This is a genomic window from Asticcacaulis sp. AND118 (assembly GCF_020535245.1).
In the GTDB taxonomy this organism is placed as follows: Bacteria; Pseudomonadota; Alphaproteobacteria; order Caulobacterales; family Caulobacteraceae; genus Asticcacaulis.
Map to the genome: position 1 here is coordinate 204,285 of NZ_CP084911.1, position 26,576 is coordinate 230,860.

At 61.8% G+C, this 26,576-nt stretch carries 22 protein-coding genes and 1 tRNA gene; 11 read left to right on the forward strand and 12 right to left on the reverse strand.

Features of this window, described 5'->3' with window-relative positions; all coding sequences use genetic code 11:
- Window positions 1-3 precede the first annotated feature (3 nt).
- Window positions 4-1,149 carry a glycosyltransferase family 4 protein gene (locus tag LH365_RS14475; protein ID WP_226746065.1) on the reverse strand — a complete coding sequence of 382 codons (1,146 nt, stop codon included), beginning with the start codon at window positions 1,147-1,149 and terminating at the stop codon, window positions 4-6.
- A 43-nt stretch (window positions 1,150-1,192) separates the two neighbouring features.
- Between LH365_RS14475 and LH365_RS14480 the strand changes: the two genes are divergently transcribed.
- Window positions 1,193-1,963 carry a carboxylesterase gene (locus LH365_RS14480; RefSeq protein WP_226746066.1) on the forward strand — a complete coding sequence of 257 codons (771 nt, stop codon included), beginning with the start codon at window positions 1,193-1,195 and terminating at the stop codon, window positions 1,961-1,963.
- Here LH365_RS14480 and LH365_RS14485 read toward each other — a convergent pair.
- The 3 genes from LH365_RS14485 to LH365_RS14495 are packed head-to-tail and all read right to left on the reverse strand — an operon-like array spanning window position 1,924 to window position 4,313.
- Window positions 1,924-2,784 carry an SDR family NAD(P)-dependent oxidoreductase gene (locus LH365_RS14485; RefSeq protein ID WP_226746067.1) on the reverse strand — a complete coding sequence of 287 codons (861 nt, stop codon included), beginning with the start codon at window positions 2,782-2,784 and terminating at the stop codon, window positions 1,924-1,926. The two genes, LH365_RS14480 and LH365_RS14485, sit on opposite strands and share 40 nt — an antisense overlap.
- Before the next feature lie 5 nt (window positions 2,785-2,789).
- Window positions 2,790-3,047 carry a hypothetical protein gene (locus tag LH365_RS14490; protein WP_226746068.1) on the reverse strand — a complete coding sequence of 86 codons (258 nt, stop codon included), beginning with the start codon at window positions 3,045-3,047 and terminating at the stop codon, window positions 2,790-2,792.
- Window positions 3,048-3,098: 51 nt separating this feature from the next.
- Window positions 3,099-4,313, reverse strand: coding sequence for a DNA-directed DNA polymerase (locus tag LH365_RS14495; RefSeq protein WP_255606766.1), 1,215 nt, complete (start codon window positions 4,311-4,313; stop codon window positions 3,099-3,101).
- 194 nt (window positions 4,314-4,507) lie between these two features.
- On the opposite strand from LH365_RS14495, the gene LH365_RS14500 reads away from it, so the two are divergent.
- On the forward strand, window positions 4,508-5,791 hold the full coding sequence (locus LH365_RS14500; protein ID WP_226746070.1) for an MFS transporter: 1,284 nt from the start codon (window positions 4,508-4,510) through the stop codon (window positions 5,789-5,791).
- A gap of 5 nt (window positions 5,792-5,796) precedes the next feature.
- Here the strand turns inward: LH365_RS14500 and LH365_RS18655 are convergent, their stop codons facing one another.
- Window positions 5,797-5,922 carry a hypothetical protein gene (locus LH365_RS18655; protein WP_255606767.1) on the reverse strand — a complete coding sequence of 42 codons (126 nt, stop codon included), beginning with the start codon at window positions 5,920-5,922 and terminating at the stop codon, window positions 5,797-5,799.
- Window positions 5,923-6,117: 195 nt separating this feature from the next.
- Between LH365_RS18655 and LH365_RS14505 the strand changes: the two genes are divergently transcribed.
- The 4 genes from LH365_RS14505 (at window position 6,118) to LH365_RS14520 (ending at window position 7,984) form a co-directional block, all read left to right on the forward strand.
- Window positions 6,118-6,194: transfer RNA gene (locus LH365_RS14505), tRNA-Arg, on the forward strand.
- Window positions 6,195-6,429: 235 nt separating this feature from the next.
- A complete protein-coding gene (locus LH365_RS14510) occupies window positions 6,430-6,945 on the forward strand; it encodes a DUF488 family protein (RefSeq protein ID WP_226746071.1) in 516 nt (171 codons plus the stop codon).
- Window positions 6,926-7,717 (forward strand): hypothetical protein, encoded by a 792-nt coding sequence (locus LH365_RS14515; protein ID WP_226746072.1) that lies wholly within the window; start codon window positions 6,926-6,928, stop codon window positions 7,715-7,717. Before LH365_RS14510 ends, LH365_RS14515 begins: the two co-directional genes overlap by 20 nt.
- A gap of 18 nt (window positions 7,718-7,735) precedes the next feature.
- Window positions 7,736-7,984: a hypothetical protein gene (locus tag LH365_RS14520; protein ID WP_226746073.1), complete on the forward strand. Its 249-nt coding sequence runs from the start codon at window positions 7,736-7,738 to the stop codon at window positions 7,982-7,984.
- On the opposite strand, the gene LH365_RS14525 is transcribed toward LH365_RS14520, so the two are convergent.
- Window positions 7,981-8,457 carry an MgtC/SapB family protein gene (locus tag LH365_RS14525; protein ID WP_226746074.1) on the reverse strand — a complete coding sequence of 159 codons (477 nt, stop codon included), beginning with the start codon at window positions 8,455-8,457 and terminating at the stop codon, window positions 7,981-7,983. The genes LH365_RS14520 and LH365_RS14525 overlap by 4 nt on opposite strands.
- A 235-nt stretch (window positions 8,458-8,692) precedes the next feature.
- On the opposite strand from LH365_RS14525, the gene LH365_RS14530 reads away from it, so the two are divergent.
- Window positions 8,693-9,712, forward strand: a complete 1,020-nt coding sequence (locus LH365_RS14530; protein ID WP_226746075.1) for a LacI family DNA-binding transcriptional regulator — start codon at window positions 8,693-8,695, stop codon at window positions 9,710-9,712.
- A gap of 3 nt (window positions 9,713-9,715) precedes the next feature.
- Here LH365_RS14530 and LH365_RS14535 read toward each other — a convergent pair whose 3' ends face one another.
- On the reverse strand, window positions 9,716-10,945 hold the full coding sequence (locus LH365_RS14535) for an MFS transporter (protein ID WP_226746076.1): 1,230 nt from the start codon (window positions 10,943-10,945) through the stop codon (window positions 9,716-9,718).
- Between the two features lie 123 nt (window positions 10,946-11,068).
- Window positions 11,069-13,504: a TonB-dependent siderophore receptor gene (locus LH365_RS14540; protein WP_226746077.1), complete on the reverse strand. Its 2,436-nt coding sequence runs from the start codon at window positions 13,502-13,504 to the stop codon at window positions 11,069-11,071.
- Between the two features lie 304 nt (window positions 13,505-13,808).
- Between LH365_RS14540 and LH365_RS14545 the strand changes: the two genes are divergently transcribed.
- Together LH365_RS14545 and LH365_RS14550 are read left to right on the forward strand one after the other, a co-directional pair.
- Complete coding sequence (locus LH365_RS14545) at window positions 13,809-15,578, forward strand: alpha-amylase family glycosyl hydrolase (protein WP_226746078.1); 1,770 nt, start codon at window positions 13,809-13,811, stop codon at window positions 15,576-15,578.
- On the forward strand, window positions 15,575-16,501 hold the full coding sequence (locus LH365_RS14550; RefSeq protein WP_226746079.1) for an ROK family protein: 927 nt from the start codon (window positions 15,575-15,577) through the stop codon (window positions 16,499-16,501). The genes LH365_RS14545 and LH365_RS14550 overlap by 4 nt, the downstream gene beginning before the upstream one ends.
- Window positions 16,502-16,534: 33 nt before the next feature.
- Here the strand turns inward: LH365_RS14550 and LH365_RS14555 are convergent, their stop codons facing one another.
- Entirely contained in the window at window positions 16,535-19,123 is a 2,589-nt protein-coding gene (locus LH365_RS14555) for a TonB-dependent receptor (RefSeq protein ID WP_226746080.1), read from the reverse strand.
- 136 nt (window positions 19,124-19,259) lie between these two features.
- On the opposite strand from LH365_RS14555, the gene LH365_RS14560 reads away from it, so the two are divergent.
- Window positions 19,260-20,372, forward strand: coding sequence for an ROK family protein (locus tag LH365_RS14560; RefSeq protein WP_226746081.1), 1,113 nt, complete (start codon window positions 19,260-19,262; stop codon window positions 20,370-20,372).
- On the opposite strand, the gene LH365_RS14565 is transcribed toward LH365_RS14560, so the two are convergent.
- Window positions 20,345-21,502, reverse strand: coding sequence for a Ca2+-dependent phosphoinositide-specific phospholipase C (locus tag LH365_RS14565; RefSeq protein ID WP_226746082.1), 1,158 nt, complete (start codon window positions 21,500-21,502; stop codon window positions 20,345-20,347). The two genes, LH365_RS14560 and LH365_RS14565, sit on opposite strands and share 28 nt — an antisense overlap.
- Window positions 21,503-21,610: 108 nt before the next feature.
- Here LH365_RS14565 and LH365_RS14570 point away from each other — a divergent pair, with 108 nt between their 5' ends.
- Window positions 21,611-22,903 (forward strand): MFS transporter, encoded by a 1,293-nt coding sequence (locus LH365_RS14570; RefSeq protein WP_226746083.1) that lies wholly within the window; start codon window positions 21,611-21,613, stop codon window positions 22,901-22,903.
- Here LH365_RS14570 and LH365_RS14575 read toward each other — a convergent pair.
- Window positions 22,882-24,054, reverse strand: a complete 1,173-nt coding sequence (locus tag LH365_RS14575) for a ComEC/Rec2 family competence protein (protein WP_226746084.1) — start codon at window positions 24,052-24,054, stop codon at window positions 22,882-22,884. The genes LH365_RS14570 and LH365_RS14575 overlap by 22 nt on opposite strands.
- Window positions 24,055-24,196: 142 nt before the next feature.
- On the reverse strand, window positions 24,197-26,554 hold the full coding sequence (locus LH365_RS14580) for a TonB-dependent receptor (protein ID WP_226746085.1): 2,358 nt from the start codon (window positions 26,552-26,554) through the stop codon (window positions 24,197-24,199).
- Window positions 26,555-26,576: the final 22 nt, after the last annotated feature.

Below are 26,576 nucleotides of genomic sequence, written 5' to 3' on the forward strand. Positions count from 1 at the left end.
GCCCTATGTAAGCAGCGAGCAGTAGATATCAAGGGTCGCGGCGCACATGGCCGAAAGGCTGAAGCGTTCGTGCACGCGCGCCCGGCCCGCTGCGCCCATGACGGCGCGCGCCGGAGCAGAGGTTTGCACCGCCACGCGCATGGCGTCGGCCCAGGCCGACGCATCGCCGGGCGTCACCAGCCAGCCCGTCACGCCGTCTTCGACCGTCTCCGCCGTCGCGCCATGTCTGGCCGCCAGCACCGGGCGGCCCATGGCCTGCGGCTCGACCGCCGTGCGTCCGAAGGCCTCCGGCTCCAAAGACGGGGCCAGAGCAAAATCGCACAGCGCATAGGCCGCGGGCATGTCCGAGCAGTGGCCGACGATCTTCACCTGATCTTCGATCCTCAGACGCGCGGCCAGGGTGCGCAGTTCCTGCGTATAGTCGCTGCGCCCCTGATCGTCGCCGGCGAGGATCAGTTGCACGTCCGGACGGCCCAGCCCCTTAAGCGCCTCGATGACCAGCGCCTGTCCCTTCCAGCGCGTCAGACGACCGGCCAGCAGGAAACGCGTCCGGCCATCGGCGCGGTCGATGCTCCAATCCTTCGCCAGCTTGTTCACCCGCACGGCATCGACCGCCGACGGCTCGAATTTGCTCAGATCGACGCCGCGCGGTACGGCGATCACCTTTGCCGGATCGAGGTCGTATTCGCCCAAAACATGCGCGCGCGTATAGCCGGAATTGGCGATCACCACGTCCGCCGTGGTCATGCGTCCGTTATACCAGCGCTTGAGCCCCGAACCGGCATTATAGATGCCGTGATAGGTGGTGACCGTCTTCACGCCCTCGGCCTTCGCCGCCGGCAAGGCCGACAGCGCCGGGGCGCGCGAGCGCACATGCACGATGTCAGGCTGCTCCTTGCGGATCAGCGCCCGCAGCGCGAAATGGTTCTTGAGCTGCACATAGGGGTTCTTGGAATGCACCGGCAGGCGATGCACCACCGCCCCGATCTGCCTGAGATAGGCTTCCAGACGCCCGCCCTTCGACACGACGATGGCCCTGCCCCCCGCCTCGATCACCGCACGCGCCACATCGACCACGGTCTGTTCGACGCCGCCGGTATCGAGTTCCGGCACGACCTGCATCACGGTATAGGGGAAGAATAAGGTCATAAGCGCTTGTTCGGTGGGCTTCGGGCGATTATGGCTTATGCGCATGAGCCTACAGCCAAATCAAGACAGCACGCAGTTTCTCCACGGTACGGACGGCGCCCGTATCGCTTACCGGCGTGTTAGGGGCGAAGGCCCGACCGTCCTGTGGCTGGGCGGGTTCAAGTCCGACATGACCGGCTCCAAGGCCGAAGCGCTGGCGCAGGCCGCGCGGGCCGAAGGCTGGGATTTCCTGCGCTTCGACTATGCGGCGCACGGCGAAAGCCCCGGCAAGTGGGAAGACGCCCGCATCGGCCACTGGCGGCAGAACGTGCTGGACGTGGTCGATAACCTGACCGAAGGCCCGCTGATCGTTATCGGTTCCAGCATGGGCGGGTGGATGGCCGCGCTGCTGATCCGCGACCGGCCTGAGCGCGTGCAGGCCGCCGTCTTCATCGCCCCCGCGCCCGACTTCGCCACCGAACTGATGCTGCCCTCTCTGTCGCCCGAAGACCGGAGATCGCTGGAGGTTTCAGGTTTCTTCCATCTGCGCGGCTATGATTATGACGTGCCCATGTCGCAGGCTTTTTTCGATGAGGCGCGCGACCATCGGGTGCTCGACCAGCCCCTCGTCTTCGACGGACCGGTGCGCATCCTGCACGGGCTGGAGGACGAGGTCGTGCCGTGGGAACACGGCCTCCGACTGGCGCGGCACATAGCGTCGAAGGACCTGACGGTGAACCTGATCAAGGGCAGCGACCACCGCCTGTCGGGCCCCGCCGATCTGAAGCGACTCATTCAGACGGTCTCGGCCCTGAGAGCGGCCCACACCACCTGAAGCCCTTCGCGATAGGTCGGGAATTGCGGCCGCCAGCCCAGTTCGGCCTTGGCCAGGGCATTGGACACGCGCTTGTTCTCGGCATAGAAGCGCCGCATGCCGGGGCTGAGGTCCGGCGCGTCGAAAAGGATTTCCGGCGGCGTGTCGAAGCCGAAGGTCTGCGCCGCCCACACCATCACGTCGTCCGCCGGGGCCGGTTCGTCGTCGCACAGATTGTAGACGGCCCCCGCGCGCCGACGTTCGGCGCTGCGCATCAGGGCGTCAGCGCAGTCGGTGTCGTAGAGCCGAGAAAAGACCTGTCCCGGCTTGTGGATGCGCCGCGCCGTCCCGTCACGCAGCCGTTCGATGACGCTGCGGCCCACGCCGTACAGGCCCGGCAGGCGGAACACCGCCACATCGTGGTGAGGCGTGAGCGATTGCCACTGCGATTCGGCCAGAACCCGCCGCCGTCCTTCGGTCGACAGGGGCGTCGGGGCCTGATCCTCGAAGGCCCAGCCGCCGCCCCGATCACCATAAACCCCGGTTGTCGAAAGATAACCGATCCATTTGCGCGGGGCGTCGATCAGGGCCGACCCCACCGCCGCAAAGGCCGGACAGCCCTTATCGTCAGGCGCAGGCGTAACAAGGATCATGTCCGCCGCGCGGGCAAGGTCCGACAGGTCCGTCCCGGCGGGATCGACGGCCCGGATGCCCTGCGCCGTCAGGGCCGCGCGTTTATCGGCAGAGCGCGCCGTGGCGGCAAGGCTGTATCCGCGCGCCCGACACAGATCGGCAAAAGCCGCGCCGATAAAGCCGTGGCCGAAGACCAGCACCGGCTTCATGAAAACTATTGCGCCGATGCGGAAGCCGCCGACGCTTCGGCAGCGGCCTGCGCCTTGGCGGCGCGTTCGGCGGCCTGCTCGGCCTTGCGTCGGGCGTCGCGCTCGGCCTTCTCGCGCTGGGCGCGGACGACATCGGGCAGCACGACCTCATGGCCGAACGGCTCAGGCGAGCGCACGCCCAGACCCTGCGGCCAGACCAGGCTCAGCCCGATCATCAGAAGCGCGATCACCGCCGCGCCGGTATAGAAGACCTTGTCGTTCATGCCCCAGCTATAGCCTTCCCTCGACGGCTTGAGAAGTCATTGAGACGAAATTCATTCCCAAAATTCAGGCACCTCCGGCACCCGGTTAAACGCGATCTTCGCCCCGACGAACTCATGCAGCTTCGGCTTCGGCCCGATACTGATGCGATCCTTGCCGAAGCGCTGGTTGAGCGCGTCCATCGCCTCCAGCAGCCGCATATGGCGCGGGTCCTCGTCCGCCGCCGGGCTGTAGCCGAACAGGTCCGGCGCCGTATCGGCCGGAATGAGCCGCAGGCAGGTCACCGACACCTTCTTGATGCGCGTCTGGTTGAGGCTGCGCACGCAGGCGTCCCACAGTGCGTCCGCCGCCTCCAGCATACGGAAGCTGTCGGCCGTGGCCATGAACAGCCGCTCGCCCTGCGCCCGACCCTCCTTCGTCCCGCGGATCGACAGGTGCAGCCCGCCGCACTTATAGCCCATCCGCCGCAGCCGCGAGCCGCACTTGGCCGTCAGGCGGCGGGCCACGGAACGCGCCGCCTCGACCGGACGCAATTCGGCGGCCAGCACGTGGGAATGGCTGATGCTGCCGCGCTCGGTCTCGATATCCGGCGGGTCGATGCCGTGCAGGCTGTACCAGAACTGATCCCCGCCGATCCCGCCCCACAACTGCCGCATCCGTGTCGGGCTGAGGTGCCAGAGCTGACGCGGATCGCTGATCCCCGCCTTGTGCAGCCGCCCCTTCATCGCCGGGCCGATCCCCGGAAAATCCCCGATGTCGATATCGAGCAGCGGCCCCGGCAACTGATCCATGCGCAGCACCGTCAGCCCCAGCGGCTTTTTCATGTCCGCCGCCGTCTTGGCCAGCATCCGTGACGGGGCCAGTCCGACCGATGAGGTCAGACACTCGCCGATATGGGACAGGATGCGCCGTTGTATCCGGTGCCCCAGCGCCCGCGCGGCGGCTTCGTTGGTTTCCGGCCCCATCAGCCGGCAGGCCACCTCATCGATCGAACAGACCTTATCGACCGGGATGATATGATCGATTTCTTCAAGGATGCGGTGGTGAATGCGCACATATTCATCGGGCCGCGCCTCGACAATTTCCAGATGCGGACAGATCTGCCTGGCGATCCCGACGGGCGTGCCGGTCTTGATCCCCAGGACCTTGGCGTCCTGACTGGCGGCGATGGCGCAGGTATAGTCGCTTTTCACCGGCACCACGATCAGCGGCTTGCCGCGCAGGTGCGGTTTGGCCTGCTGCTCGCAACTGGCGAAAAAGCTGTTCATGTCGAGATAGAGCCATTTCAGCCCTCCCCCATCATCCCATTTTTGGGCCCGCTGTTTGGCGCACACATTCTGCATTTTCAGAACATAACAAGAACATTTAGATTGAGTCAAGCCGCGCCATAACCGTTAACAACGGTGTGAAGGCCAAAAGCGGGGGCTTTCGCACCTGCACCCAAATGCACTATAGGGTGTAGATGTCAGTGACGAAGCCCCAGCCTCCCCGATCGGAACAGGACCCCGAAACCGTCCCCGCATCCGGCACAAAAGAGGCCAAGCCGACGCTCAGACGCGCCATTCTCGACAATGGCGCGCTCAGCGTGATGTTTGCCGTGGTGTTCATCAATCTGGTGGGCTTCGGCCTGCTGGTGCCGCTGATGCCCTTCTTCGCCCAGACCCTGAACGCCGGGCCGTGGCAGGTGACACTGGTCTTCGCCGCCTATTCGCTGGGGCAGTTCTTCGCCGAACCCCTGTGGGGCGCGCTGTCGGACAAGTGGGGGCGAAAGCCCGTGCTGGTCATCACCACCGCCTCCAATGTGCTCTTTTACATCCTGCTCGCCTTTGCCCCCAGTGTGTGGTGGGCCATCGCCATCCGCTTCTTCAACGGCATAGGGTCGGGCAATGTGTCGTGCATCCAGTCCTATGTGTCGGACATGTCCGAGCCGCATCAGCGCGCCGGGCGCATGAGCCTGATCGGCGCGGCCTTCTCGCTGGGCTTTGTCGTCGGCCCGGTCATCGGCGGCTTTCTGGCCCACGAAGACGCCGGTGCCGCCGGGTTCCGCCTGCCCCTGTTCCTCGCCGCCGGGCTGTCGGCGGTGGCGACGCTGGGCATCCTCTTCTATGTGCGCGAAAGCCGCGTGCGCACGCATACCGTGCCCCAGAATTTCCGCGCCACCTTCGCCGAAGCGCGCCGAAACCCGATCATCAGCCGCCTGATCCTCGCCACCCTCTTCTATATGGCGGCGCTGGCGGGGCTTGAGGCCACCTTCGGTCTGTGGGCCAAGGCGCGTTACGAGTGGGGCCCGCGCGAAGTCAGCCTGATCTTCCTGTTCATCGGCGTCACCGCGGCCCTGATGCAGGTGGTCTTCACTCGCCCGCTGGTCCGCCGCTATGGCGAGGCGCGCATACTGGTGCTGGGGCTGTTCGTCTTCGGACTGGGTTTTTTCCTGCAGGGGGTGAACCAGATACCGCTGCTGGTCACGCCGCTGGTCATGCTGGCCGCCCTGGGACAGGCAGTGATCTTCGCCTCGATCTCGGCCATCATCTCGAAATCGACCTCGCCCGACCGTCAGGGGGCCATGCTGGGCCTGAACCAGTCGACCGGCGCCATCGCCCGCATCGCCGGGCCGGTCATGGCCGGCTTCCTGTTCAGCCAGTTGGGCGCCGACGGCCCGCTATGGTTCTGCGCCATCATGTGCTTTACGGGCGCGCTTCTGGCGCTGCGCGTCGCGCGGGTCGAACGCCAGATGACAGCGGAATAGCGGTTTCAGAAGATCAGAAACGCCGCCAGAGCCATGCCGATGCTCAGGCCCAGAATGATGTCGAGCGGACGCACGCCGGACGCCTTGCGCACCCCGTCGCTCTTGGACGTGTAGTTGAGTTTGATCGCCACGGTTCTATGTCCCGAAATGTGCCAACTGCCCGGCCAGGAGCAAAAGCCATGCCTGCGCCTTCCTTCGGCCTGACACGGCCCATTTCAAAAAAATCGCAAAATCAGGGGAAAACTTTGCAAAAGCCCTTGCGTTTGAAATTCCAAAAGTCTAATTGTCCGCCCTCTCCGCTGAGGCGGGGAACACAAAATGGACACGCACTCGTAGCTCAGCTGGATAGAGCATCAGACTACGAATCTGAGGGTCAGGAGTTCGAATCTCTTCGAGTGCGCCATTTTGTTAGAGACAGGCTCCCTTCGGGGGGCCTTTTCTTTTAGTTCACACAATCCTTTAGTAGCTTAAGCGGCAATCTACCGCTGCTCAGATTTGATGTCCAAAAACAGGCTGCCCCTCTTAAAGCTTACATGTAAATAGCTTGAGCACCTTTTCTGCTTTGAAAAAAAATGTGAACCACCGCACGTCATTTATGTGGCATCCTCAACGCTGTTAGCCGATTCAGGTGTAGTATTATGAAGTCAAACTTATTCACGCTGGGCTATGAGAGCGCCTCACTTGAAGACTTCATATCTACGTTAAAAAAAGCAGATATCGATATAATTATTGACGTACGAGAGCTTCCTTTATCGCGTCGAAAAGGTTTCTCGAAAAACATTCTCAACCAGACATTAGCTGCCAACGGAATAGGGTATGTTCATCTAAAAGGTCTAGGCGACCCCAAGGAAGGACGAGACGCAGCCAAGGCAGGTAATATGAAAAAATTTTTAAGCGTCTTCACTGGCCATATGCGAACAGATCGCGCTCAAAGCGACTTACAAGAAGCCATCAAATTAGCGACATCTCATACTGCCTGCCTTCTTTGCTTTGAAAGAAATCACGAGCATTGCCACCGAACTATCGTTGCATCTGCAATTGCGAAAGTGACAAATCAATCAGTGCGTCCAATTGGCATTCCAAAAGGAATCGCTGCAAGTTGCAATTATCCAATTGTTACACCCATGCACGAACATGCCGACACATTCGCATAACGCTATAAGCACTTCGGAAGCCATTATTCTAGTTAAAGCATTCCCGCAAATCGGCACAAAACATGGCGAAACTGTCTGCGTTGCAGGAGTAACCCGTTCTGGAGAGTGGTTGCGGCTTTTTCCAGTCACTTTCAGAAAGCTTGATGATTCTAAGCAGTTCAAAAGATGGGACATTGTCCGCTTTGACTGGCGTTCCCCGACTGACGACAGGCGTCCTGAAAGCCGCCATTTACTTTTGAACTCTCTCGAGATTATCGGTGACGTCCCGCAAAGAGACCGACAAAGTCTGTTATCCCCCATTGAACACAGAGGGTTATCGTCAATAAGGGCGGAGGGGAAAAGCTTGGCCTTGATAAGGCCTGTCGTAGACAGGTTTAAGATCGAGAAGAAATCTGATGCAGAAATTGCAAAAGAGACTGCATCTTATCAAACTGCTGTGAGCCAAACAGATATGTTTGACGAACGCACACTAAAAGCAATTCAGCCGTGTCCCTATAAATTTTCATACCATTATAAAACTGAGGAGAACGGAGAAACTTTCAAACGGACGGGGACCTGTCAGGACTGGGAAGTTCAAGCGACATACTACAGATGGCGGAAATTATATGGGGAGGAAAAGGCGCTGGCTGAGATTAATCGCGTTTTCGGTGAAGAATACCCTCAGAAGGGAATGCTATTTGCTATGGGAACTCACTCTCAGTACCCGGATACATGGCTAATAAATGGCATTATCCGCATGGATGAACTTGGCCAATTATCTTTACCCTTTTAATTAGCGCCCTGATTTATCATGACTGATACCGAACACACCACGCCCGACGCCGAAGAGGTCTACGAACTGTCCTCGCAGTTCGCCCGCGCCATTGCCGACCATACGGCCAGCCACGATACCGGGACCATCATCCACGCCCTGCTCGATCTGGCGGTCAATGCCGGCATGATCGGCGATTACAGCGAGGTCGAGACGTTGGAACTGATCAAGGCCACGATCGACGCAGCGCTGGTCAATGCGCGGCTCGAAGCCGGGACCGGTATCTAGGCTTCGCCTTCCGGGTCTTTACGCCGCGCGGCGCGGCGTTCCACCCATTCTTCCATCGGGTGGGCCACGATCAGCAGCAACAGCACGATAACCGCCCCGATCAGAAAGGCCGGCCACACGCCCAGCCCTGCCGTAATCCCCAGCGCCGCCGTCGCCCAGATGGCCGCCGCCGTGGTCATGCCGTGCACCTCCAGCGTCAGGCGTTTCTGGATCAGCACCCCAGCCCCCAGAAAGCCTATGCCCGCCATCACACCCTGAATGACGCCCTGCACGGTGCGGCTTATGGCGTTGGGGTCGGTCTGCAGCAGGGTCAGGTGCGTGGCGGTGACGCCGATCATCGCCGCCCCCAGCGCGATCAGCCCCATGGTGCGCATCCCGGCGGGTTTGCCGCGCGCGTCGCGGTTGGTGCCGATGACCATGCCGATCACGGTGGCAGCCAGCAGTCTCAGGGTAATATCGGTCGTTTCCAGCATTCGCGTATCATCGGCCCGTTCGCATAAAGAAGAAATAGCCTCTCGCCGGACGAATGGCCCAGGAAAGTCATCCGCAAACCCTGCTCCGTTCGGATCGATTAAATTTTCGGGGCAGTATCGGTTGGCTGGAAGCTGGGCAAAATCGGGTTAAATCTGAATACTTTTGTCCGAAGGCATACTGCAACGCCGAGGATCGTTGAAAAGCCTATGGAAATCTCATAACGTCGAAACGACCATGGCTGACGCTCCCGCACCCACAAAAATCAAGATGACGGATATTGCCCGTCTCGCCGAGGTCTCTTTGGCGACTGTATCGCGCGCGCTGGCCGACAGCCCTCTTGTGCCGGACGTTCAAAAGCAGCGTATACTGGCCATAGCTGAAGCGCACGGCTATGCGGTCAACCAGGCGGCGCGCAATCTGCGCACACAAAGCACGCGAACGGTCGGCCTTGTACTGCCGCTCGGCCATGAAACCGGGCAGCAAATGACCGACCCGTTCCTTCTTGAACTGGTGGGCTTTCTGTCCGAAGAGGTTTTTCGACGCGGTTACGACGTGCTGGTCTCGAAAAATCTTTCGCCGCAAACCGGTTGGCTTCGTACCCTTGTCCAATCGCGGCGTTTTGACGCCATGCTTGTTCTTGGTCAAAGCGATCAGCACGAAGAGATCAACGCGCTCGCCAGCCTCTATAATCCAATGGTAGTATGGGGACAGCGCCTCCCCGACCAGGGATATTGTTCCGTGGGCGTCGACAATGAGGACGGCGGGCGCTTAGCGGCCGAACACCTGTTGGGCAAGGGCCGCAAGACCCTTTTGTTTCTCGGTCCGACACAGGTTCCTGAAGTGGCCTCACGCCTCAAAGGCTTCCGGGCGGCGCTGACCCATGCGGGCCTGAAGTTGACCCCGTCGCAAATCGTCGAGACCCATTTCACGCCGGACTCCGCTTATGAAACGGTCAAAGGCTTGATTGCGAGCCGACGCCGTTTCGATGCCATTTTTGCCGCATCGGATGTTATCGCTCTGGCGGCTATCAACGCGCTCACAGACGCCGGTCGCAGCGTGCCGGGCGACGTTTCCGTGTGTGGTTTTGACGACGTCGCCATGTCAAAAAATACATCCCCTGCCTTGTCGACCGTGAAACAAGACCTTCGTCTCGGCGCCCAGCTCATGGTGGATCTCCTGTTCCGGCGTCTGGCCGGGGAGAGGACCTCCTCGGCCGTGCTTGCCGCCGGACTGATCGAGCGCGCTTCGAGCTGAGGCTCAATACTCCGCGTTGAGCGACCGAAGCCGCCGACCGGCCGGATTGCGCAGGTGGTTGAAAACCAGAGCCGCAAACAAGACAAGCGCCAGCCCCGTCGCCAGAATGAAGCCGTAGCGCGCCTCCCCGAACGCGTCAGAAACGGCCCCCATTGCCAGAGGTGCAATTACCGCGCTTAAGCAAGTGAAAAATAGAATGATGCCGCCAGCCGCACCGTGTTGCGCCTTCTTAAAACCGGAAATACCCTTCGAATTGATCGTGGGGTACATGACGGACATGAATAGACCAGACAAAGGCAGGCTATAAACGGCCGCCCCCTGCCCCCCGACCAAGGCGCTGACAAAACAAAGCAGAATGGCTCCTGAACACAGAAGAAGCACAAGGGTCCAGTTGAGATGCGCCAGCATCCACGCCCCCATGAACCGGCCGCCCGCGCGCAGCACGAAGAAAATGGCCAGAGCGTAAACGGCCAGCCAGACGGCGGGCCCGTCGTAACCCCGCAGTAAGGTCGGCATCCACACGTAAATGGCGGTCTCCACGCCCACATAAAGCATAGCCAAGGCTGAAAATCCCAAGGCGTGCGGGTCGCGAATGAGCGCGAGCGAAGCCTTAAGACTGAAGCCTTTTTCCGCGCTTGTCTGGCGCTGAGGATAGCGCACGACAAACGCCGTCATGATCAGTGCCGTGCACAGGGCCCCCGCGATGACGTAAAGCCACTTCCATGAGGCGCCGGTGATCAGGAGCTGGGTTACGATGAGCGGCCCGATTATGGCCCCAACGCCGAAAAAGCCCTCGACCATGTTCATGACCCGCGTATGGCTTTCCGTCGACGTAGAAATGTCGCCGATCAGCGCCAGGGCTCCCGTCTTGAACACACCGATCGCCAGTCCGGAGATGAACAGCAAGAGGGCAAAAACCAGGAAATCATCACCCACCGCAAACAGGAAGGAATTGGTTGCGAAGAGACTGAGGCCCAGAATAATCGTCCATTTGCGCCCCATGGTGTCTGCCAGGAAACCTAAGCCGAGGCCCGCGATCGCGATGCCGGCCATGGTGGCATAGTGGAAGGCCCCCGCCTGGGTCATACTGAGTCCGTATTCCCTGATCACTTCGGGAATGATGACACCCACCGCATCGGTCGTCATCGCAAACATCATGAACATGAGGTAGGTGAGCCCGGTAATCAGGGCGATGTTGGCCGGGCGGGCCAGGCTTTGTGTGGCGATCGTCATGAGGGTTTCCCCGGTACGTGTCATCGATATACGCGCCGCGTAACTGATGGCGACAAGAAAAAGAAACGGGAACCGGACGCCGAGGGAGGAGACGCCGGTTCCCGCTGCCCCACGCTTGGGCGTTTAGAAGCGATACTTGAGGCTAATCGTAGAGGTGCGCCCGTTGATAGCCCGCGCACGGACATAGTTGGTCGTGTTGGCGACGATGGAACCCTCTTCCACCTCGGTCACGCCTAAGACATCGAAAGCGTTGTTGACATTCAGCGAGAGCGTGAGCGCCGGCGTCAGGTCATAATCGGCAAACAGGTTTGTCTGAACGTAACCCGGCATGACCAGCTGGTTATCATCCTGGGCATACGCATCGGTTGTGCCGACAAAGTTTGCGCCGAACTCAACCTCGTCCACCCGGTAGGACGGCGTGAACTGAAATACCCATTCGGCCTGGCGGCGCGGACGCTTACCGACGGAGGCCGGGCTTATAGCGTCTTTGGTAATTTCCGCCTTGGTGTAGGTCGCGCCGCCGCTCAGGCTCAAGCCGCCAATGCGATAAGCGCCTTCCAATTCGACACCCTTGGCTTCATAGACGCGATCAAAGAACTTCTGCGACGTCGCTTCGAAATTCTGTTCCTCGGTTTCTGCGGCAAAGGCCGTTGCGTAGAGGCTGAGCGCCCCCTTGCGGTATTTTACGCCGGCTTCGGTTTGCTTTACGAAGTCAATCGCGTCCTCACGCGACACTGAACCATCGTCCCGCACCTTCCCGAACAGCAATCGGTCGGCATTGGCGCGCGCACCCTTTGACAGGCGGGCAAAGTACGACAGGTTGTCCGTCGCGCGGTAGTTGGCGCCTACTGAATAGGACGTATAGCTCCAGTCGTAATTCACCGGCTTGGCCGCGGCGTAATTGATGAAGGAGACGCTCTTTTCCGGGTTGGAAATAACGCCGTCGCCATTGACGTCGAAATTGGCCATCTGCGTCGATGCCGCGTAGACGCCGCGCGCCTTGCCCTCGTCTTGGCGTACCGACGCTTCGAGGGTCAGCTTGCCCCATTCGCCGCTGGCAATCACGTAAGGGGCGACGATGTCGTACTGAACATCGTAGTGACGGGTGCAGCAATTGCCCCACACCGGCACGCCATAAGCGAACAAGCCGTTCTGCGAGAGATTGGTCGTCCCGGCGTAGAGGTTGAGCAGGCGCGCGTTGTCGCCGGCCACTTCCATCGCATAGCTGTTCCACACCCAGTCCATATTGATGGTCTGAGACGAATTGTAAAGACCGAAGGTCAGGCTTAGGTTCGTGCCCATCGCATCGAAAGACTTCTGCAATTTCAGGTCATTGGCAGAGTTATCGAGACTGTTCAGTCGAACGTTGAATGTATGCATGATCATCGCCTGACCGGCGTAGGTCGAGCCCGCGTCAGGCCCGTTGGCGACGACCAGGCGTGTCCCTGCCGTCCCCATCGCACTGTTGATGGCTGAAACGATTTCGGACGAGGTGCCGACGCTCGCTGGAAACGGCGAGATAAAGTTGGCTTCGGTCTGGGCGAAGCGGAATTTGTCGACGAGGGTCCAGCCACCGCCCAGCTCAAAATTGGCTTCGCCGTTGAAGACGAGGCTCTTGGGCGCCATACCGTCCCGAACATTGGTCACCGACCGGTTGTTACGTCCATCGAGCCCGGCATCCTGCATGAAGTAGACCGAATGAATCGTGTCCGACTTGGCATCAAGACCTGGCGACGACGACCACTTCGGGTCGCCATTCGTTCCTGTCACCTTCATCGGCATAGGTAGATAGCCGATCGACTTGTCGTTCAGATACTTGACGCCGAGGCGCAGAAAGCCGTTGTCGAACTTGCGCGTGAGGTTGGCCTTGATCTGGCCGCCCTGATTGGCCGTGTAACCCGCGCGGCGAGGTCCCTCACCGGTGCGGTAGAAACCACCGATATGGAAATCGATCTTGTCGGAAAGCGCGCCTCCGAACTCAAAATCACCCCGCGTCTGATCGAAGTCGAGACCTTGGGTAAGTTGCAGCGTCCCGCCCTCCTTCGCCCCCGTCCTGGAGATGATATTGATGACGCCACCAGGGGAATTGGAGGCGAGGGTCGAAGCGGTACCGCCACGGATGGCTTCCACTCGGCCCGCGGTCAGGTCGGTGCGAAGGAAAATATCGGCATTGCCAAACGCGATGTCGCCGAACTCCATAACGGGCAGACCGTCTTCCTGGAGTTGCAGGAATTTCGCGCCGCCCGAGGCCACAGGCAGGCCACGCACCGCGATATTGGCGTTGCCCTCACCACCGGTCGATTCCGACCGTATGCCGGGAATGTTGCGGAAGACTTCGGCGGTAGAACGCGGTGCAAACTTCTGCATCTCTTCCACCTGAATCGCGCTCACGGAGATGGAAGTATCCAGCTTGTTGGCCTTACGCGCCACCCCGGTGACAACAACTTCGGTCACGTCGCCAGTCTCAGCCACCCTATCCTGAGCATTTACGCCGGAACCCAACGCCGCAATCATTGCGATTACAGACACACTGCCGTTCATCCAGATCGTCTTGGTCATATATTCCTCCCAATGAAGCTGTGCTTCTTGTTTTTCAGCGCATCGTGTCTCAACCGGCGACCCGCTTCACCTCGACCTAGACATCAAATGTAAACGTTTTCAACTAAAATTGTCGAGAAGCCGCCCGAATGGGTCGGAGGAAAACGATTATGTGGCGTTTTCGCAACATTTTTGAGTGGTTTGGAGAATAAATTTTGCCGAAATCCGCATTAATGCTGTAAACGTTTTCATTTCTGCGTTAGAGTATATTGAGCCCCTTCACGCCGCCACCCCGTCAGGGGCGGCCTCATCAAGCCGGATTAATATGGCCGACACACTGAACCTTGCCGCCGATGTCTCCCAAACGCCGCTCTGGCGGCAGGCTGCGGCGGGCCTGCGGGAAATTTACGGTAAGGATGCACGGCTTGAATCGTGCCTGACCGATTTGATGCAAAGGGTAAATGACGCGCGCCGGGCACGTCCTCAGGCGCTCATCGATCAAGACCTGAGTCGGCGGGATAATCCAAATTGGTTCCTGCGCCCTGGTCGCCCGGCCTACTGCACCTATATCGACCGTTACGCCGGGACGCTGGAAGGCACAAGGAACCGCCTCGACTATCTGGAAGCGTTGAAGGTCGGGCTCTTCCATCCGCTTCCGCTGCTAAAACCTCGAGACGGCGACTCTGACGGCGGTTTTGCCGTGGCCGATTACCGCGAAGTCGACCCCCGTCTGGGCACGATGTCGGACCTTCGCATCCTGGCGGAGAAATTACGCGCGCGCGACATGTCGCTGGTTCTCGACATGGTCTGCAATCATACCGCCAAAGAGCACCCCTGGGCGCAGCGTATGCTGGCCGGTGACCCGGGCTTCGCCGACTTCTACATCGTCCTCGACAACCGATCTGAGGTCGATGAATGGGAAGCCCACCTTCAGGACGTCTTTCCCGACACCGCGCCTGGCAGCTTCACGTACGACGCCTGCGCCGGAGGCTATGTCTGGACGACCTTTTACCCGTTTCAGTGGGATCTGAATTACGCCAACCCTCGTGTGTTCGTCGAAATGGCGGACTGCCTGTTCTTTCTCGCCAATGCGGGCGTGGAAGGTTTCCGCTTGGATTCGACGGCGTACCTTTGGAAACGTAAAGGCACGATCAGCCGAAACCTACCGCAAACGCACCTTATCCTTCAGGCCCTGCGCGCTCTGCTTACTCTGGTTGCGCCATCGACCTTCCTGCTCGCCGAAGCCATTGAATCCCAGGCTTCAGTTCTGCCCTTCTTCGGGACGCCTGAGGCCCAGGAGTGCGATCTGGCCTACAATAACGGGGTGATGACCGCCCTCTGGGGGGCGCTGGCTGATGGACGGGCCGACATTCTCGAAACCACCCTTTCACGGGCCGCGGACAAACCCGTGCATGGACACTGGCTAAACTATGTCCGTTGCCATGATGATATTATCTGGCTGGCGCTATCAGATACGGCTGAGGCCGAGCGGTTACAGCACTGGTCTAAATTCTACGCCGGCGGCAACTCCTTTGCCAAAGGCGAAGCGTTTCAGGCGCCGGATGGCTTCCCCGCTTCGACATGCGGGATGGCCGCCAGTCTGTGCGGCGGCGCGGGCGATCCGCACATGGCTGACCGGCTCCGCCTTCTTTATGGTATAACCTACGCATTGGAAGGCATTCCGCTACTGTACATGGGGGATGAAATCGCTTTGGAGAACTTCGAAGCCTACCGTGAGGATTCGGCGCTTAGGGAAGAGACACGCTGGCTGCACCGGCCGGTTATGGATTGGGAAAAGGCGGATCGTCGAAATCTTGCATCATCCATGGAATGTGAGATGTTCGACTTCCATGTCGGGCTTGGCGAGCACCTGCGTAATCTAAGCTTCAAACCGGGCCAAACGGCGCGCACAGATAGCGACGGGAAGGTTCTGATCGTGGAACGCCCGCTGGCAAACGGCCGGTTCGTTTGCGTGGCGAACCTGAGCGACACTCCCATATCCCACGCAACGGCAGGCCGTCTCCTGGTTGGATCGGACGCGTCGACCCTGCCCGCCTACGGCCTGCGCTGGGAAGTTCACGAGGATGAAAATTGAGCCCGTTCGCAGCCATTGAAGTCGGCGGCACCAAAATCAATGTCGCCATCGGGTCCGCCCCGGACGATCTGACGATTGTACGCATTCCGACACGCGCCCCTGAGGAAACGTGGCCGGAAGTGATGCATGCACTGACCGACCTTGGAAAAACGCGCCCCTTCAGCGCTATCGGGATTGCCAGCTTTGGCCCCATTGACCTTAACCCGGACAGCGCCACCTACGGTCACTTTCGCAAGACGCCAAAGCCCGGATGGACGGGCTTCGACCTGATTACCCCCCTGACGGCGGCCTATCCAGACTTGCCCATAGGCCTTGATACCGATGTGAACGGTGCGGCCTTGGGTGAAAGGCGGTGGGGCGGCGCAAAAGACCTCGACACCTTTGTTTATGTCACGGTCGGCACAGGTTTAGGCGTAGGCCTCGTCGTGGGCGAAGAACCCGTACACGGTCTTTTGCACCCGGAAGCGGGCCACATCCGTGTCAGGCGACACCCGCAAGATACCTATTCAGGCCACTGTCCCTTCCACGGCGATTGCTGCGAGGGCCTGAGTTGCGGCCCGGCTATCGAAGCGCGTACGGGTCAAAAGGCCGAGACCCTGCCCCCCGATCATCCCAACTGGGCCATCGTCGGCGATTATCTTGGCCAGCTATTCTGCAACCTCACCCTGATCACATCGGCTCAGCGCATTCTGGTAGGTGGCGGCGTGGGACTGAACGATGCAGTGCTTCGCGGAGCCCGTCAAACATGCCATGCCTTGCTCGGCGGCTATATCGAAGCTCTCGAAACAAACGATAAGTTCGAGACCTACATACAGGCCGCGCATCTGGGAGACCGCGCCGGTGTGCTCGGCGCACTGGAACTGGCAAGGCGGGCACTGAGCCTGGAGAGCGAAAACTCTGTTCAACACCGGTGCAGCAAATGAAAAGGCCGCCGGGGTCGCCGGCAGCCTTCGAGATCAGAACTTGTAGTTGACGCCAAACCACACGGCGCGGCCATATCTTTGTCGCTCGTACCAGTTGGGCACGCCCTTCACCGCATTGGTGTTGGTGAAGCTCTGCTCGTCCTCGAACAGGTTCCACACCTCCACCGACAGGTCGAGATGTCGGTTCAGGCGGTAGCCGAGCGACAGGTCCGTCTGGCCATAGTCGTCGAGCTTCAGATCGCCTGAGCCGTCGATGCTGAGTTGCTGGGTCTGGGCGCTGGCGTAGCGCCAGGCGATACGGCCCGACAGGCGTTCGCCTTCATAGAACAGGGCCGCGTTGGCCAGTTGTTCCGACAGGCCTTCCGGCGACACGCTGCGCACCACCTGCCGGTTCGCCCCGATCAGGTCGAGCGACCCGTCATTGAGGGTGACATTGGCGCTGAAGCCCAGATTGGCCAGAGCCCCCGGCAGGAAATTCAGACGATCCTTGACGAAGCTTAGTTCCACGCCGCTGATTTCCGCGTCGCCGCCGTTGTCCGGCTGCACATAATAGGAGTCGATGACGCGGTTGGTGGCGTCGGTATATTTGTACGGCGTCTGAAGGTCGAAGATTTCGTCCTGAATGTCCTTGTGGAACACCGCGGCCGAGATCAGGCTGCGGCCGCCGTCGAAATAATATTCCAGCGACGCGTCGAAATTGGTCGAACGGCGCGGCTTGAGGTCCGGATTGCCACGGCTGTAGATGCCGTTGTCGTTGGGCGGGGTTTCGCCGCGCGCCAGATCGCGGATATCCGGACGGCCGATGGTGCGGCTGGCCCCCAGACGCAGCAGCCACTGGTCATTAATGAACCAGGTCGCCGCCACCGACGGCAGAACGTCGGCATAATCAGCCTTGGTGGTGACGAAGGCCGCGTTTTCCGCGCGATTGAAGCGGTTGAGTGCCTCGGTCGACGTCTTTTCATAGCGCAGACCGCCGATGACGCGCCAACGCGCCGAGGTGTAGTCGGCCAGGGCGTAGCCCGCCGTCACCGCCTCGCTGACCTGATAGTCCATACCGTTGACATAGCCTTCGCGGCGGCTGAAGCTGGCCGCGCCCAGACCTTCGGCGTAGGCCGACAGGGCCTCGATATCGGCATAGACCACCTTGCCGTTCGGCGTGCCTGGGAAGGTATAGTCGGCCCCCTTTATGAACGGGCGGAAGTCGGCCGAAGCCACCGGATTGCGCCAGCGCAGATTGCTGGCCGTGTAGTCGATGCGGGTTTCGCGCCACTTCAGACCGGCCTTGAAGCCGAGACCCTCGCCCGAAGCCGCACGGCGCGTCCAGTCGGCGCGCACCGTGTCTACGTCCTTGGCCAGTTCTTCCTTGTAGCGGCGGTAGCCGTTGAAAACGTAGTTGGCGGGATTGACGAACTTCGGCGCGCTGGCGGCATCGAACTGATAGGTGTAGCTCGTGCCGTCATAAGCATAGGTGCCGCTGAGCGGACCGCCGTAGTAGAGATCGACGCGCGGATCGTCCTGATAGGAGGTGCTGGACGAGGACGAACCTTTCAGGCTCAGCGTGTCGCGAGTGGTCAGGGCGTAGTCGAGGCCGCCCGCTACGGTCAGCGACCCGTCGACGCCATAACGCACCTTGTCCGTGCGGCCCGTGGCTGTCGCCTTGGTGAAGGCCCCGGTCGTCAGGTTGGACACCGCGCCATAGAGGGCGTGCTTGTTCTTGTCGATAACGATATCGGAGTCGAAATAGCTCAGCGAAACGTAGCCCTGCAGGGTCTGCACCGGGCGGAACTCGACCTTGGCCGTCGCGCCGGAACTGTCTTCCTGACGCTGATAGAAGTAGCCGCCCACCTCTTCGGGCAGGGCGCGGCCGTCGCCGACCGGGCCGAACCACGCGCCGGGCTTCAGATTATCGCGATGGACCGAGCGGCCATTGGCGTCGAAAACCAGACCGTATTTGCCCTTGCCGAAGGTGGTCCCCGCCGACAGCTTGCCCTTCAGCGAGCCTTTCACATCGTCGGGCGCGACATTCTCTTCGTACCTGCCGCCGGAAACGCCGACCGACAACCACGGTTTGCGCGCGTCGAAAGCGCTGCGCGTCACCAGATTGACCGTACCGGCGATGGCATCACCATCGAGATCCGGCGTGGCCGACTTGATGACCTCGACCTGCTTGACGAAGGTCGAGGGAATGGCCTCCAGATTGGCCCCGCGCAGATTGCTGTCGAAGGGACGCGGCGCGACGGAGGCTTCCTGCCCGTCCAGCGTCACATTGACGAACTCCTGGCTCAAGCCGCGCACGCCGATATAGAGGCCCGCGCCCTCGTCCTGAAACGTGCTGACCCCGGCGACGCGACTGGCGGCCTCGGCCAGATTCTGATCCGGCAGCTTGTTGAGGTCGTCGGCGGCCACCACATCGCTGACCTGAGCCGCCTTGCGCTTGGCGTCGGCGGCGCGCTGGTTCGACAGGCGTGTGCCGCGCACCACCACCTCGGTCACCGCCTCGCCGGCTTCGGTTTTGGCTGCCGCAGGCGCTTCGGCCTGAATCTGAGTTTGCGCCTGCGCCGTCGTCGTCAAAAGCGCGATAGCCAGCGCCGACGCACCGGCGGTTGTGACATTGCACCCCATTGTCCCGTCCTTTTTCATGTCGCGGCCATCCCTGCCGCCCTGAGACTGACTAACACGCTTTTATGACACATTTAATATCGATATGATATTTAATAAGGCCCTTTCAAAATCACATCGTTAGGAATAGAGACAGGACATGGACGATTCCTACACTCTGAGCGACAGCGACCGTCAGGTGCTCGACGTCATCTGGCGGCTGGGCCCCATCGCGCGTGTGGACATCACCCCGCTCACCCGGCTGTCAACCATGTCGGTCACCCGCATCACCCGTGAACTGACCGAACAGGGCCTGCTGACCGAGGACGTGCGCCGCGCCGGCGGGCGCGGGCAGCCCGCACGGCCGCTGATGGTGCGGGCCGAAGCCGCCCACGCCGCCGGCGTCTACTTCTCGACGGGGCTGGTGCAGGTCGGGCTGATCAATCTGGCCGGGGTTCTGCTGGGTGAAACCCAGGTGCGCACGGACATCGAGTCGCCGGCGGATGTCGCGCGGCTGGCGCTCACCCATATCGAGCGTCTGTGCGCCGACCATGGCGTCGCACCGGCGCGGCTGACCGGGATGGGCTTCGCCCTGCCCGGCGACTTCATCCGCGACCGCCGCAGCCTCAACGCCCATGCGCTGTTTCCGGGGTTTCGCGGCGAGGATATCGGGGCCGAACTTCAGGCGCACCTGCCCTGTCCGGTCTTTATCGAGAACGACGCGGCCAGCGCGGCGCTGGGCGAACGGCTGATGGGCATAGGCCAGACCATAGACGATTTCTTCTTCGCCCATATCGGTCACGGCATCGGCGGCGGCCTGATCCTCGGCGGCCGACTCTATCGCGGCGCGAACGGCAATGCCGGGCTGATCGGGGTGCAGTTCGCCAATGACCGGTCGCGCCCGTCGGGTCAGGACCTGCTGGAAAGCCTGCGGTCCGGGGGTGTACCGGTAAAGGACTTCTCCGACCTCGACGACCTGCGCCCGCAAACCTGCGCACCGCTGCGGACGTGGATCAACCGGGCCGCAACACAGTTGCGCGAAGGCCTGTGGATCACCGCCCGTATGCTCGACCCGCGCGCCGTAATCATCGGCGGTCGCCTGCCCCACCACATACTGCAGGAGATCGTGGTGCGCATCGACGACGATCAGTTCTGCAACGAAGGCGTCATGCTGCCCCGCCCGCGCGTCATCGCCTCGTCCCTGGGATCGCAAGCGGGCCTGATCGGCGCCGCGGCCCTGCCCTTTTATTCGCGCTTTTTCGGCGATTCCTGAACGTCTTTGGCGTCACACGGGCTTTTGAGCACCGGATTGCACCGGGCGAAACCCGACGGGAAACGGACCTCATGGGGCCCTGAACGCGGATCGGGTCGCGGATAGTCGGTCGAAATGAGTTGCGACCCGCTGGTGAAGGCTTCGCGGCGGCGCGCTTCCTTGTTCAGATCGGTGTCCTCGCCCCCGGCGTCGGCGCGCGTGTAGACCAAGAACCCTTGCTTCACGAGGGCTTCAATCTGCCGCGCCTTGGGTTTGGGCCGGATCAGCCAGGCCGTCCGCGGGTCATCGGGCGTGCGCGACACGAAGAGCAAAGGCGCGACGTCTTTGGCCGTGAAGGCGGCATAGGCGTCCTGCTTGCCGGGATCGTCAAGCAACAGAAAAATCACCCGCCCGCGTAAGGATTTCAACGCCGGCCAACCGCCTGCACGGACGGCGGCATTGACGCTGGCGTGACCGCCCTGCACCTCGGCCGGACGCACGATTTGCGCAGGTGGAAACACCGCTTCGATCTCCGTATGCAATCGCCCCCAGGCTTCCGGACCAAAGGGCGCCGGCGGCGCCGGGACGTAGGCGTCGGCCACCGGCGGCTTGGACCCTTCCTTGGTCTCGATCTGCACAAACACCGGCAGGTGCTCCGGATGCGCCGCCGACCAGTCGCGGATGATTTCCAGACAGCGCGTGAAGCGCAGGCAACGGCTGCGCACATCGGTATCGGCGGCGTGGAACACCTTCATGCCCGGTTTGCGCAGTTCGCCTGCCGGATCGACCGGGGCCAGTTTCGCCGTTACTTCGGGTGATAAGGCCTTGAGGAATCCTGGATCGGCAAAGCGCCCGCCTTCGGGGTCATCATGCAGATCCAGTTCAAACACCCTCAACCCCGTGTCAAGTTGAACTTCCAGCGGCGGATGGCTGTAGTCGAGCGCCGGAACCAGGCGCTTTGCCGGCCAATCGGCGCTTTCGACATAGTTCGTCTCGTACATGCGCCGGAACAGGGCGGCGTCGGGCGCGACGTGGTAGGAGTTATGCGTGCCGATAAACTGCACCTCGTTCAGGCGCACGCCGGCGGACTCGGCCATCGCCGTCCCGGCCCATAGCCCCATACCAACTAGCCATGCATATCGCCGATCCATGTAACCTCTTTATCACTCGGGACATTTATTTAATAGCGTTTAGTTATTTAATATGACGCAATTACGACGATTTATGCTTTTGTCATTATGCAGACCTAAATTGCGGCCATGTCCACCCCGACGCCCCTTTCCGACCGGCGCCTGCTGATCTATGCCTCGGGCAATTTCGGCAAGAACCTCCTGTGGGGCACGGTCGATATGACCCTGATGTTCCTGCTGACCGACCGGCTGGCTCTGCCGGCGGGACTGGCAGGCGGGCTGATCTTCGCCTCGCTGGTGCTCGACGCGGTCCTCTATCCGTGGGCGGGGTGGCTGACGGACCGGTTGCGCGCGCCGTTGGGTCGTTACGGCCCCTTGATCCTGAGCGGAACACCGCTGGCGGTTCTGGCCTTTTTCGCCCTGTTTACCCTGACAGGTGCGCAGGCCCCCGTCTGGCTTATCGCTACCGCTCTGGCTTTGTTCCGCATCGGTTACGTGGCGCTCGACCTGTCGCACAATGCGCTGCTGACGCTGATTTCCCCGGCGGTGAACGACAACGGACGCATCGCCGTCGCGCGTTTTCTGTTCTCTTCTCTGGCGACCCTGACCCTTGCGGCGGTTTTACCACGCCTGATCCACCCCGCGGCGGACCTCACGGGGCTGGCGGCGATCCTGGCGCTCGGCGCGGGGCTGGCCATCCTCATGGCCTGGGCCTCCGTGCGCTCATGGGACCGCAACACGCCTGTGGCTTCACGACAAAGGGGCGGATTGCGTCTGTTGCTAAACGACCGCCGCACCCTTCTGATTTTGGCGGCCGGCGCGACGGCGTCGCTTTTTCTGCCCCTGTTCAACAAGGCTTGCCTCTATTTCGCCGCGCACTGGATCGGCAATCCCCACCTGACCTCGTGGCTGCTGGGCGCGCTGGTCGTCGGTCAGATCGCGGGCTTGCCGCTGTGGCTCTACCTGTCGCCGCGCTGGCCGAAGACGCGCATCATGCAACTGGCGCATGGCCTGTGCGCCTCGGGCTTTTTGCTGGCGGCACTGGGATTTATCGCTCTGAATAGCGCTACGCCGCTTATCATGGCCTGCGCCGCGTTGGCCGGCATCGGGCTCAGCGGGGTCTATGCGCTGATATGGGCGCTTCTGTCGGATGCCGCGGCGGACATCGAAGCCCGGCTCGATACTTCCGTTGGCGGGCAGTTATTCGCCTGGGCGATCTTCCTGCAAAAGGCGGGGATGGGCGTAGGAGCGGGCCTGTTCGGACTGGCGCTGAGCGCCGCCGGTTACGAAGCCGGGGCAACGCCCCCTATCGCGCGGGACGTGATGTTCGCCTTTACGCTCCTGCTCCCTGCCATGGGTAGTCTGATCTGCATGGGCCTGCTGAACATGTGCCGATCGGCTCAGACCGTCCGGCAGCGATAGGGCCCGAACACCGCCTTCACCGGCGACGGCAGTTGGGTACTGTCGAGCACGAAGACGCGGTAGCTCGCACCATCCGCCGCAACACGGATGACCACATGGCCCTGCGTGCTCTTCATCTGCGGCACAAAGCGGCCGTTAAGATCGCGATTGGCCTGTAGCAGGTCGGTGGCGAAGACGTCCGCCGTCGTCCGGCCCTCCCACGCGCCCAGCATGCGCTGAAGCTGCGCCTGACCGGGATGGGTGGCGTGCCACGCCTGAATGACATAGACCTGTGCGTCCAGCGCCTCGACGAAGGCCGGACCGCAGGCGTCGAAATAGCCGTGGTGGTTGGCGGCAGCGGCTTCGGTGCGTCCGGCCAGCCGCGCCACCGGCGTCTCGATGTCGCGCCACGGCGCGCGCCCGTCGTGCGTGTCGGCGATCAGGTCTCCGCCCGCGAAATAGCTGAAGGCGCCATAGCTCAGCTTGAGCGCCACCGAGCAGACATTTTCGTCGACCGGCGTGCCTGTCGGACGCCCGGCCAGATAGTCCCGCACCGCCTTGCCCTGTCCGCTCCATACCCGCCCGTTGGCGGCGAGGTTACGCACCGAAAAGGTCGGAAAGGCCAGCGAGCGATTGAGGCCGATCTGAGCGTTGCTCCCCACCTCGAACGTTTCGACGGCTTCGCCTCCGGTCCGCCGGGCCCTGAGATAGGCCAGATAGTTGCGCGTAAACGGCGCGTCCGGCGGCGGACGGTCGCCATAGTCAGGAAAGTCGCGGTCGATCAGCCGCCGGATGGGCAGTTCTCCGGCCACATCGCTGACGCCGCTCAGGCGGTAGCTACCGTCAGCCGAAATCGGCATGGCGTCGCTGGCGTCACCGATATGGTCGGGGTGGATGTGGGTGGCGACGAAGATATCGACGGCATCGCCGTACTGACGGGCATAGCGTCCGGCCCACTGACCGGGCCGCAGCGAGGCGTCGGGACGCGCCGCCGAAGAGGTCGCCGGTGCGCTCAGGGAAGCCCCGGCATCGATCATGATCAGGGTGCCGTCCGGACCGACGATCAGGGTCGTATTACCGCGTCCGGTGTCGATATGGTGGATGTCCAGTTCCCCCGTCGCACGTGGTGACAGGGGCTGGTCAGCTTGCGCCCACACACCGGCGGGGAGCATCAGTCCCCCCGCCGCCAGCAGCAATGACCGCCTGCGCATCGTATTTTCCGGTCGCGCAGGGGAGCGCTGCACACTTTTTGGCATGCGCTTTTCCGGTCGCGCATGTGATTCCAAAAACCGCTGCACACTTTTTGGCATGCCCTTAGAACCTCCGGCTCAGCGTCACGCCCATAGTGCGCGGCTCGCCCAGATATTCGGCCAGCACGCCCTGCGTAGACGGCGTCAGCACGTAATCGACATTGCCGGCATTGCGCACCCAGGCCAGCGCACTCCACAAGCCCCGTTCATAGCCGAGCGAAGCGTTGGTCAGGCTGTAGGAGTCGATATGCAGGTTGGGGTCCTTCGACGCGCCGGTGTAATATCCGTCCGTCGTCGTCCAGCTCAGCGAGCCGAAGATCATGCCCTCGCCCAGCGCATGACGGAAATCTGCCGCTAACGAGCCTTTGTTGCGCGGCGCCGAAGCCACCGGATTGCCGGTATAGACCGCGCCGCCGGGGATGACGAAATCCTCATACACGGCATCGAGATAGCCGTAGGTGGCCGTCAGGTTCAGCCAGCGCACCGGACGATAGACCATCTCGGTCTCAACGCCCTTGATACGGGCCTTGGCGGCATTGTGGATGGTGAGCACGCGCGTGACATTGTTGAAGAAAAGCTCCTGCTTGTCCTCGTATTTCATGTCGAAGACCGAGGCATTGACGCGCAGGCGGTTGCCGGACCACTGCGACTTGATGCCCAGTTCGCTGTTGACCACGGTTTCCGGATCAAACGGCGTCTTCAATGCGCTGAGCGTGGCGGCGTCGGTGTTGAAGCCGCCCGCCGTATAGCCCTTGGTCACGCTGGCATAGGCGCGAAAAGTGTCGCTGGGGGCCCAGGTCAGGACGACGCGCGGGGTCACTTCATTCCAGTTGGCCTTCAGGTCCGCCCCGACAAAACTGTTGGCGGCGTTGACGCGGTCGGTGCGCAGCAGGGTGGCGGTCTTTTCGTCCTGCGTGTAGCGTGCACCGACCGTCAGGAACAGGTCGGCAGGCAGGTTGATCACGCCGTCGGCATAGAGGCCGTAGCTGTAGGACTTCACCGCCTGATCGGTCAGGACATCGGTGGCGGCCGCGCCCGTCACGGCGCGCAGCGTCCAGCTACGCAACTGGCGCTTGGCGTCTTCGCGCGACAGATAGACACCGGCGACGAAGTCCCCGCCGCTCCATTTCGGGCTGGCGTAGCGCACCTCCTGCGACCACAGGCTGACATCGTCCACGTCGCGGTTAAGCGCCTGCGTCGCCGTACCGCCGAGCAGGGTGTAGCTGGCGCCGGTGCCGGAATAGTCCTCGCCCGATTGCGAGGCGCGATAACCGCTGATGGCCGCAAACTTGCCGACCGAAGTGTCCCAGTAGAGGCGCGCCGAACCGCCCCACTGGTTGCGATCGAAGCGCTGGGCGAACCCCATCTCCGCCGTGCGGCGGTCACCGTCGGAACCGGCGGCCCTGGACGACAGGGTGCGCCCGCCATTGTGCTCGTCATTATAGTCGAGCCCCAGCAGCAGTTCGAAACCGTCGTCGGCCTTGAAACGGTACTGGGCGCGCACGCTGCGGCTGTCCTGATCGTCGGTTGCGCGGCCATTGAGGCGGTCGAAGCCATAGCCGCCGTGCGACTTGACCGAGGCGGCAAGACGCACGGCGGTGTTGTCGCTCAGGCCCACATCGATGAGCCCGTCGGCCTGTTTCAGCTCGAAATTACCGCCACCGAGACGTACGCTGCCGCCCGTCGCGCCGAGCGTCGGCTTGCCGCTGTCGAGCACCACCGCCCCGCCGGTGACGTTGCGGCCGAACAGCGTGCCCTGCGGCCCCTTCAGCACCTGCACCGAGTTGAGGCCGTACAGATCGAACACTGCCGCGGAATTGCGCGGGATGAACACGTCGTCGAGCACGACCGCCACTGGCTTGTTGGCGCCGATCTGGGTGAAGGTGTTGGACGCGCCCCGGATGGCGATGGTCGGGCTCGAATAGTTGAAGGCCGAGACCATCAGGCCCGGCGTCACGCGCGACACGTCGCGCAGGTCGGACATGCGGTAAAGGTCGAGCGTCTTGCCCGAAATGACGCTGAGCGAGGCCGGCACGGACTGCGCGGTTTCCTCGCGCTTCTGCACCGTCACCACCACCTCGACCGGCGCTTCGGCTTCCGCGCGGGCACCGGCACTTGCGACCACCGCATAGCTCGACGGGCCGGTGGATACGGCCTCAAGCCCCGTGCCGCTCAGCAACTGACGCAGGCCCGCTTCGACCGTATAGCTGCCGCGCACAGCATTGGTGCGGCGGCCCGACGCGGCTTCGGCGCTGATCAGCACCTGCTTGCCCGACTGACTGGCGAAGGCGCGCACGCCCTCGGCCGCCGTCTGAGCCTCGACATTGAAGCTGTAGTTCTGGGCGAGGGCCGGCGCGGCGCAGAGCGCCGGAACCGCCGCCGTCGCCAGCCAGAATGCGCGCGAAGTGCTGCCGAAAATCATTGTCTGTCCCCATATCCGCCTG

Excerpts from the sequence above, each read along its gene's own strand:
- LH365_RS14475 (WP_226746065.1), bottom strand. The coding sequence starts at position 1,149 with ATGACCTTATTCTTCCCCTATACCGTGATGCAGGTCGTGCCGGAACTC.
- LH365_RS14480 (WP_226746066.1), top strand. The coding sequence starts at position 1,193 with ATGAGCCTACAGCCAAATCAAGACAGCACGCAGTTTCTCCACGGTACG.
- LH365_RS14485 (WP_226746067.1), bottom strand. The coding sequence starts at position 2,784 with ATGAAGCCGGTGCTGGTCTTCGGCCACGGCTTTATCGGCGCGGCTTTT.
- LH365_RS14490 (WP_226746068.1), bottom strand. The coding sequence starts at position 3,047 with ATGAACGACAAGGTCTTCTATACCGGCGCGGCGGTGATCGCGCTTCTG.
- LH365_RS14495 (WP_255606766.1), bottom strand. The coding sequence starts at position 4,313 with ATGAACAGCTTTTTCGCCAGTTGCGAGCAGCAGGCCAAACCGCACCTG.
- LH365_RS14500 (WP_226746070.1), top strand. The coding sequence starts at position 4,508 with ATGTCAGTGACGAAGCCCCAGCCTCCCCGATCGGAACAGGACCCCGAA.
- LH365_RS14510 (WP_226746071.1), top strand. The coding sequence starts at position 6,430 with ATGAAGTCAAACTTATTCACGCTGGGCTATGAGAGCGCCTCACTTGAA.
- LH365_RS14515 (WP_226746072.1), top strand. The coding sequence starts at position 6,926 with ATGCCGACACATTCGCATAACGCTATAAGCACTTCGGAAGCCATTATT.
- LH365_RS14520 (WP_226746073.1), top strand. The coding sequence starts at position 7,736 with ATGACTGATACCGAACACACCACGCCCGACGCCGAAGAGGTCTACGAA.
- LH365_RS14525 (WP_226746074.1), bottom strand. The coding sequence starts at position 8,457 with ATGCTGGAAACGACCGATATTACCCTGAGACTGCTGGCTGCCACCGTG.
- LH365_RS14530 (WP_226746075.1), top strand. The coding sequence starts at position 8,693 with ATGGCTGACGCTCCCGCACCCACAAAAATCAAGATGACGGATATTGCC.
- LH365_RS14535 (WP_226746076.1), bottom strand. The coding sequence starts at position 10,945 with ATGACGATCGCCACACAAAGCCTGGCCCGCCCGGCCAACATCGCCCTG.
- LH365_RS14540 (WP_226746077.1), bottom strand. The coding sequence starts at position 13,504 with ATGACCAAGACGATCTGGATGAACGGCAGTGTGTCTGTAATCGCAATG.
- LH365_RS14545 (WP_226746078.1), top strand. The coding sequence starts at position 13,809 with ATGGCCGACACACTGAACCTTGCCGCCGATGTCTCCCAAACGCCGCTC.
- LH365_RS14555 (WP_226746080.1), bottom strand. The coding sequence starts at position 19,123 with ATGGGGTGCAATGTCACAACCGCCGGTGCGTCGGCGCTGGCTATCGCG.
- LH365_RS14560 (WP_226746081.1), top strand. The coding sequence starts at position 19,260 with ATGGACGATTCCTACACTCTGAGCGACAGCGACCGTCAGGTGCTCGAC.
- LH365_RS14565 (WP_226746082.1), bottom strand. The coding sequence starts at position 21,502 with ATGGATCGGCGATATGCATGGCTAGTTGGTATGGGGCTATGGGCCGGG.
- LH365_RS14570 (WP_226746083.1), top strand. The coding sequence starts at position 21,611 with ATGTCCACCCCGACGCCCCTTTCCGACCGGCGCCTGCTGATCTATGCC.
- LH365_RS14575 (WP_226746084.1), bottom strand. The coding sequence starts at position 24,054 with ATGCTCCCCGCCGGTGTGTGGGCGCAAGCTGACCAGCCCCTGTCACCA.
- LH365_RS14580 (WP_226746085.1), bottom strand. The coding sequence starts at position 26,554 with ATGATTTTCGGCAGCACTTCGCGCGCATTCTGGCTGGCGACGGCGGCG.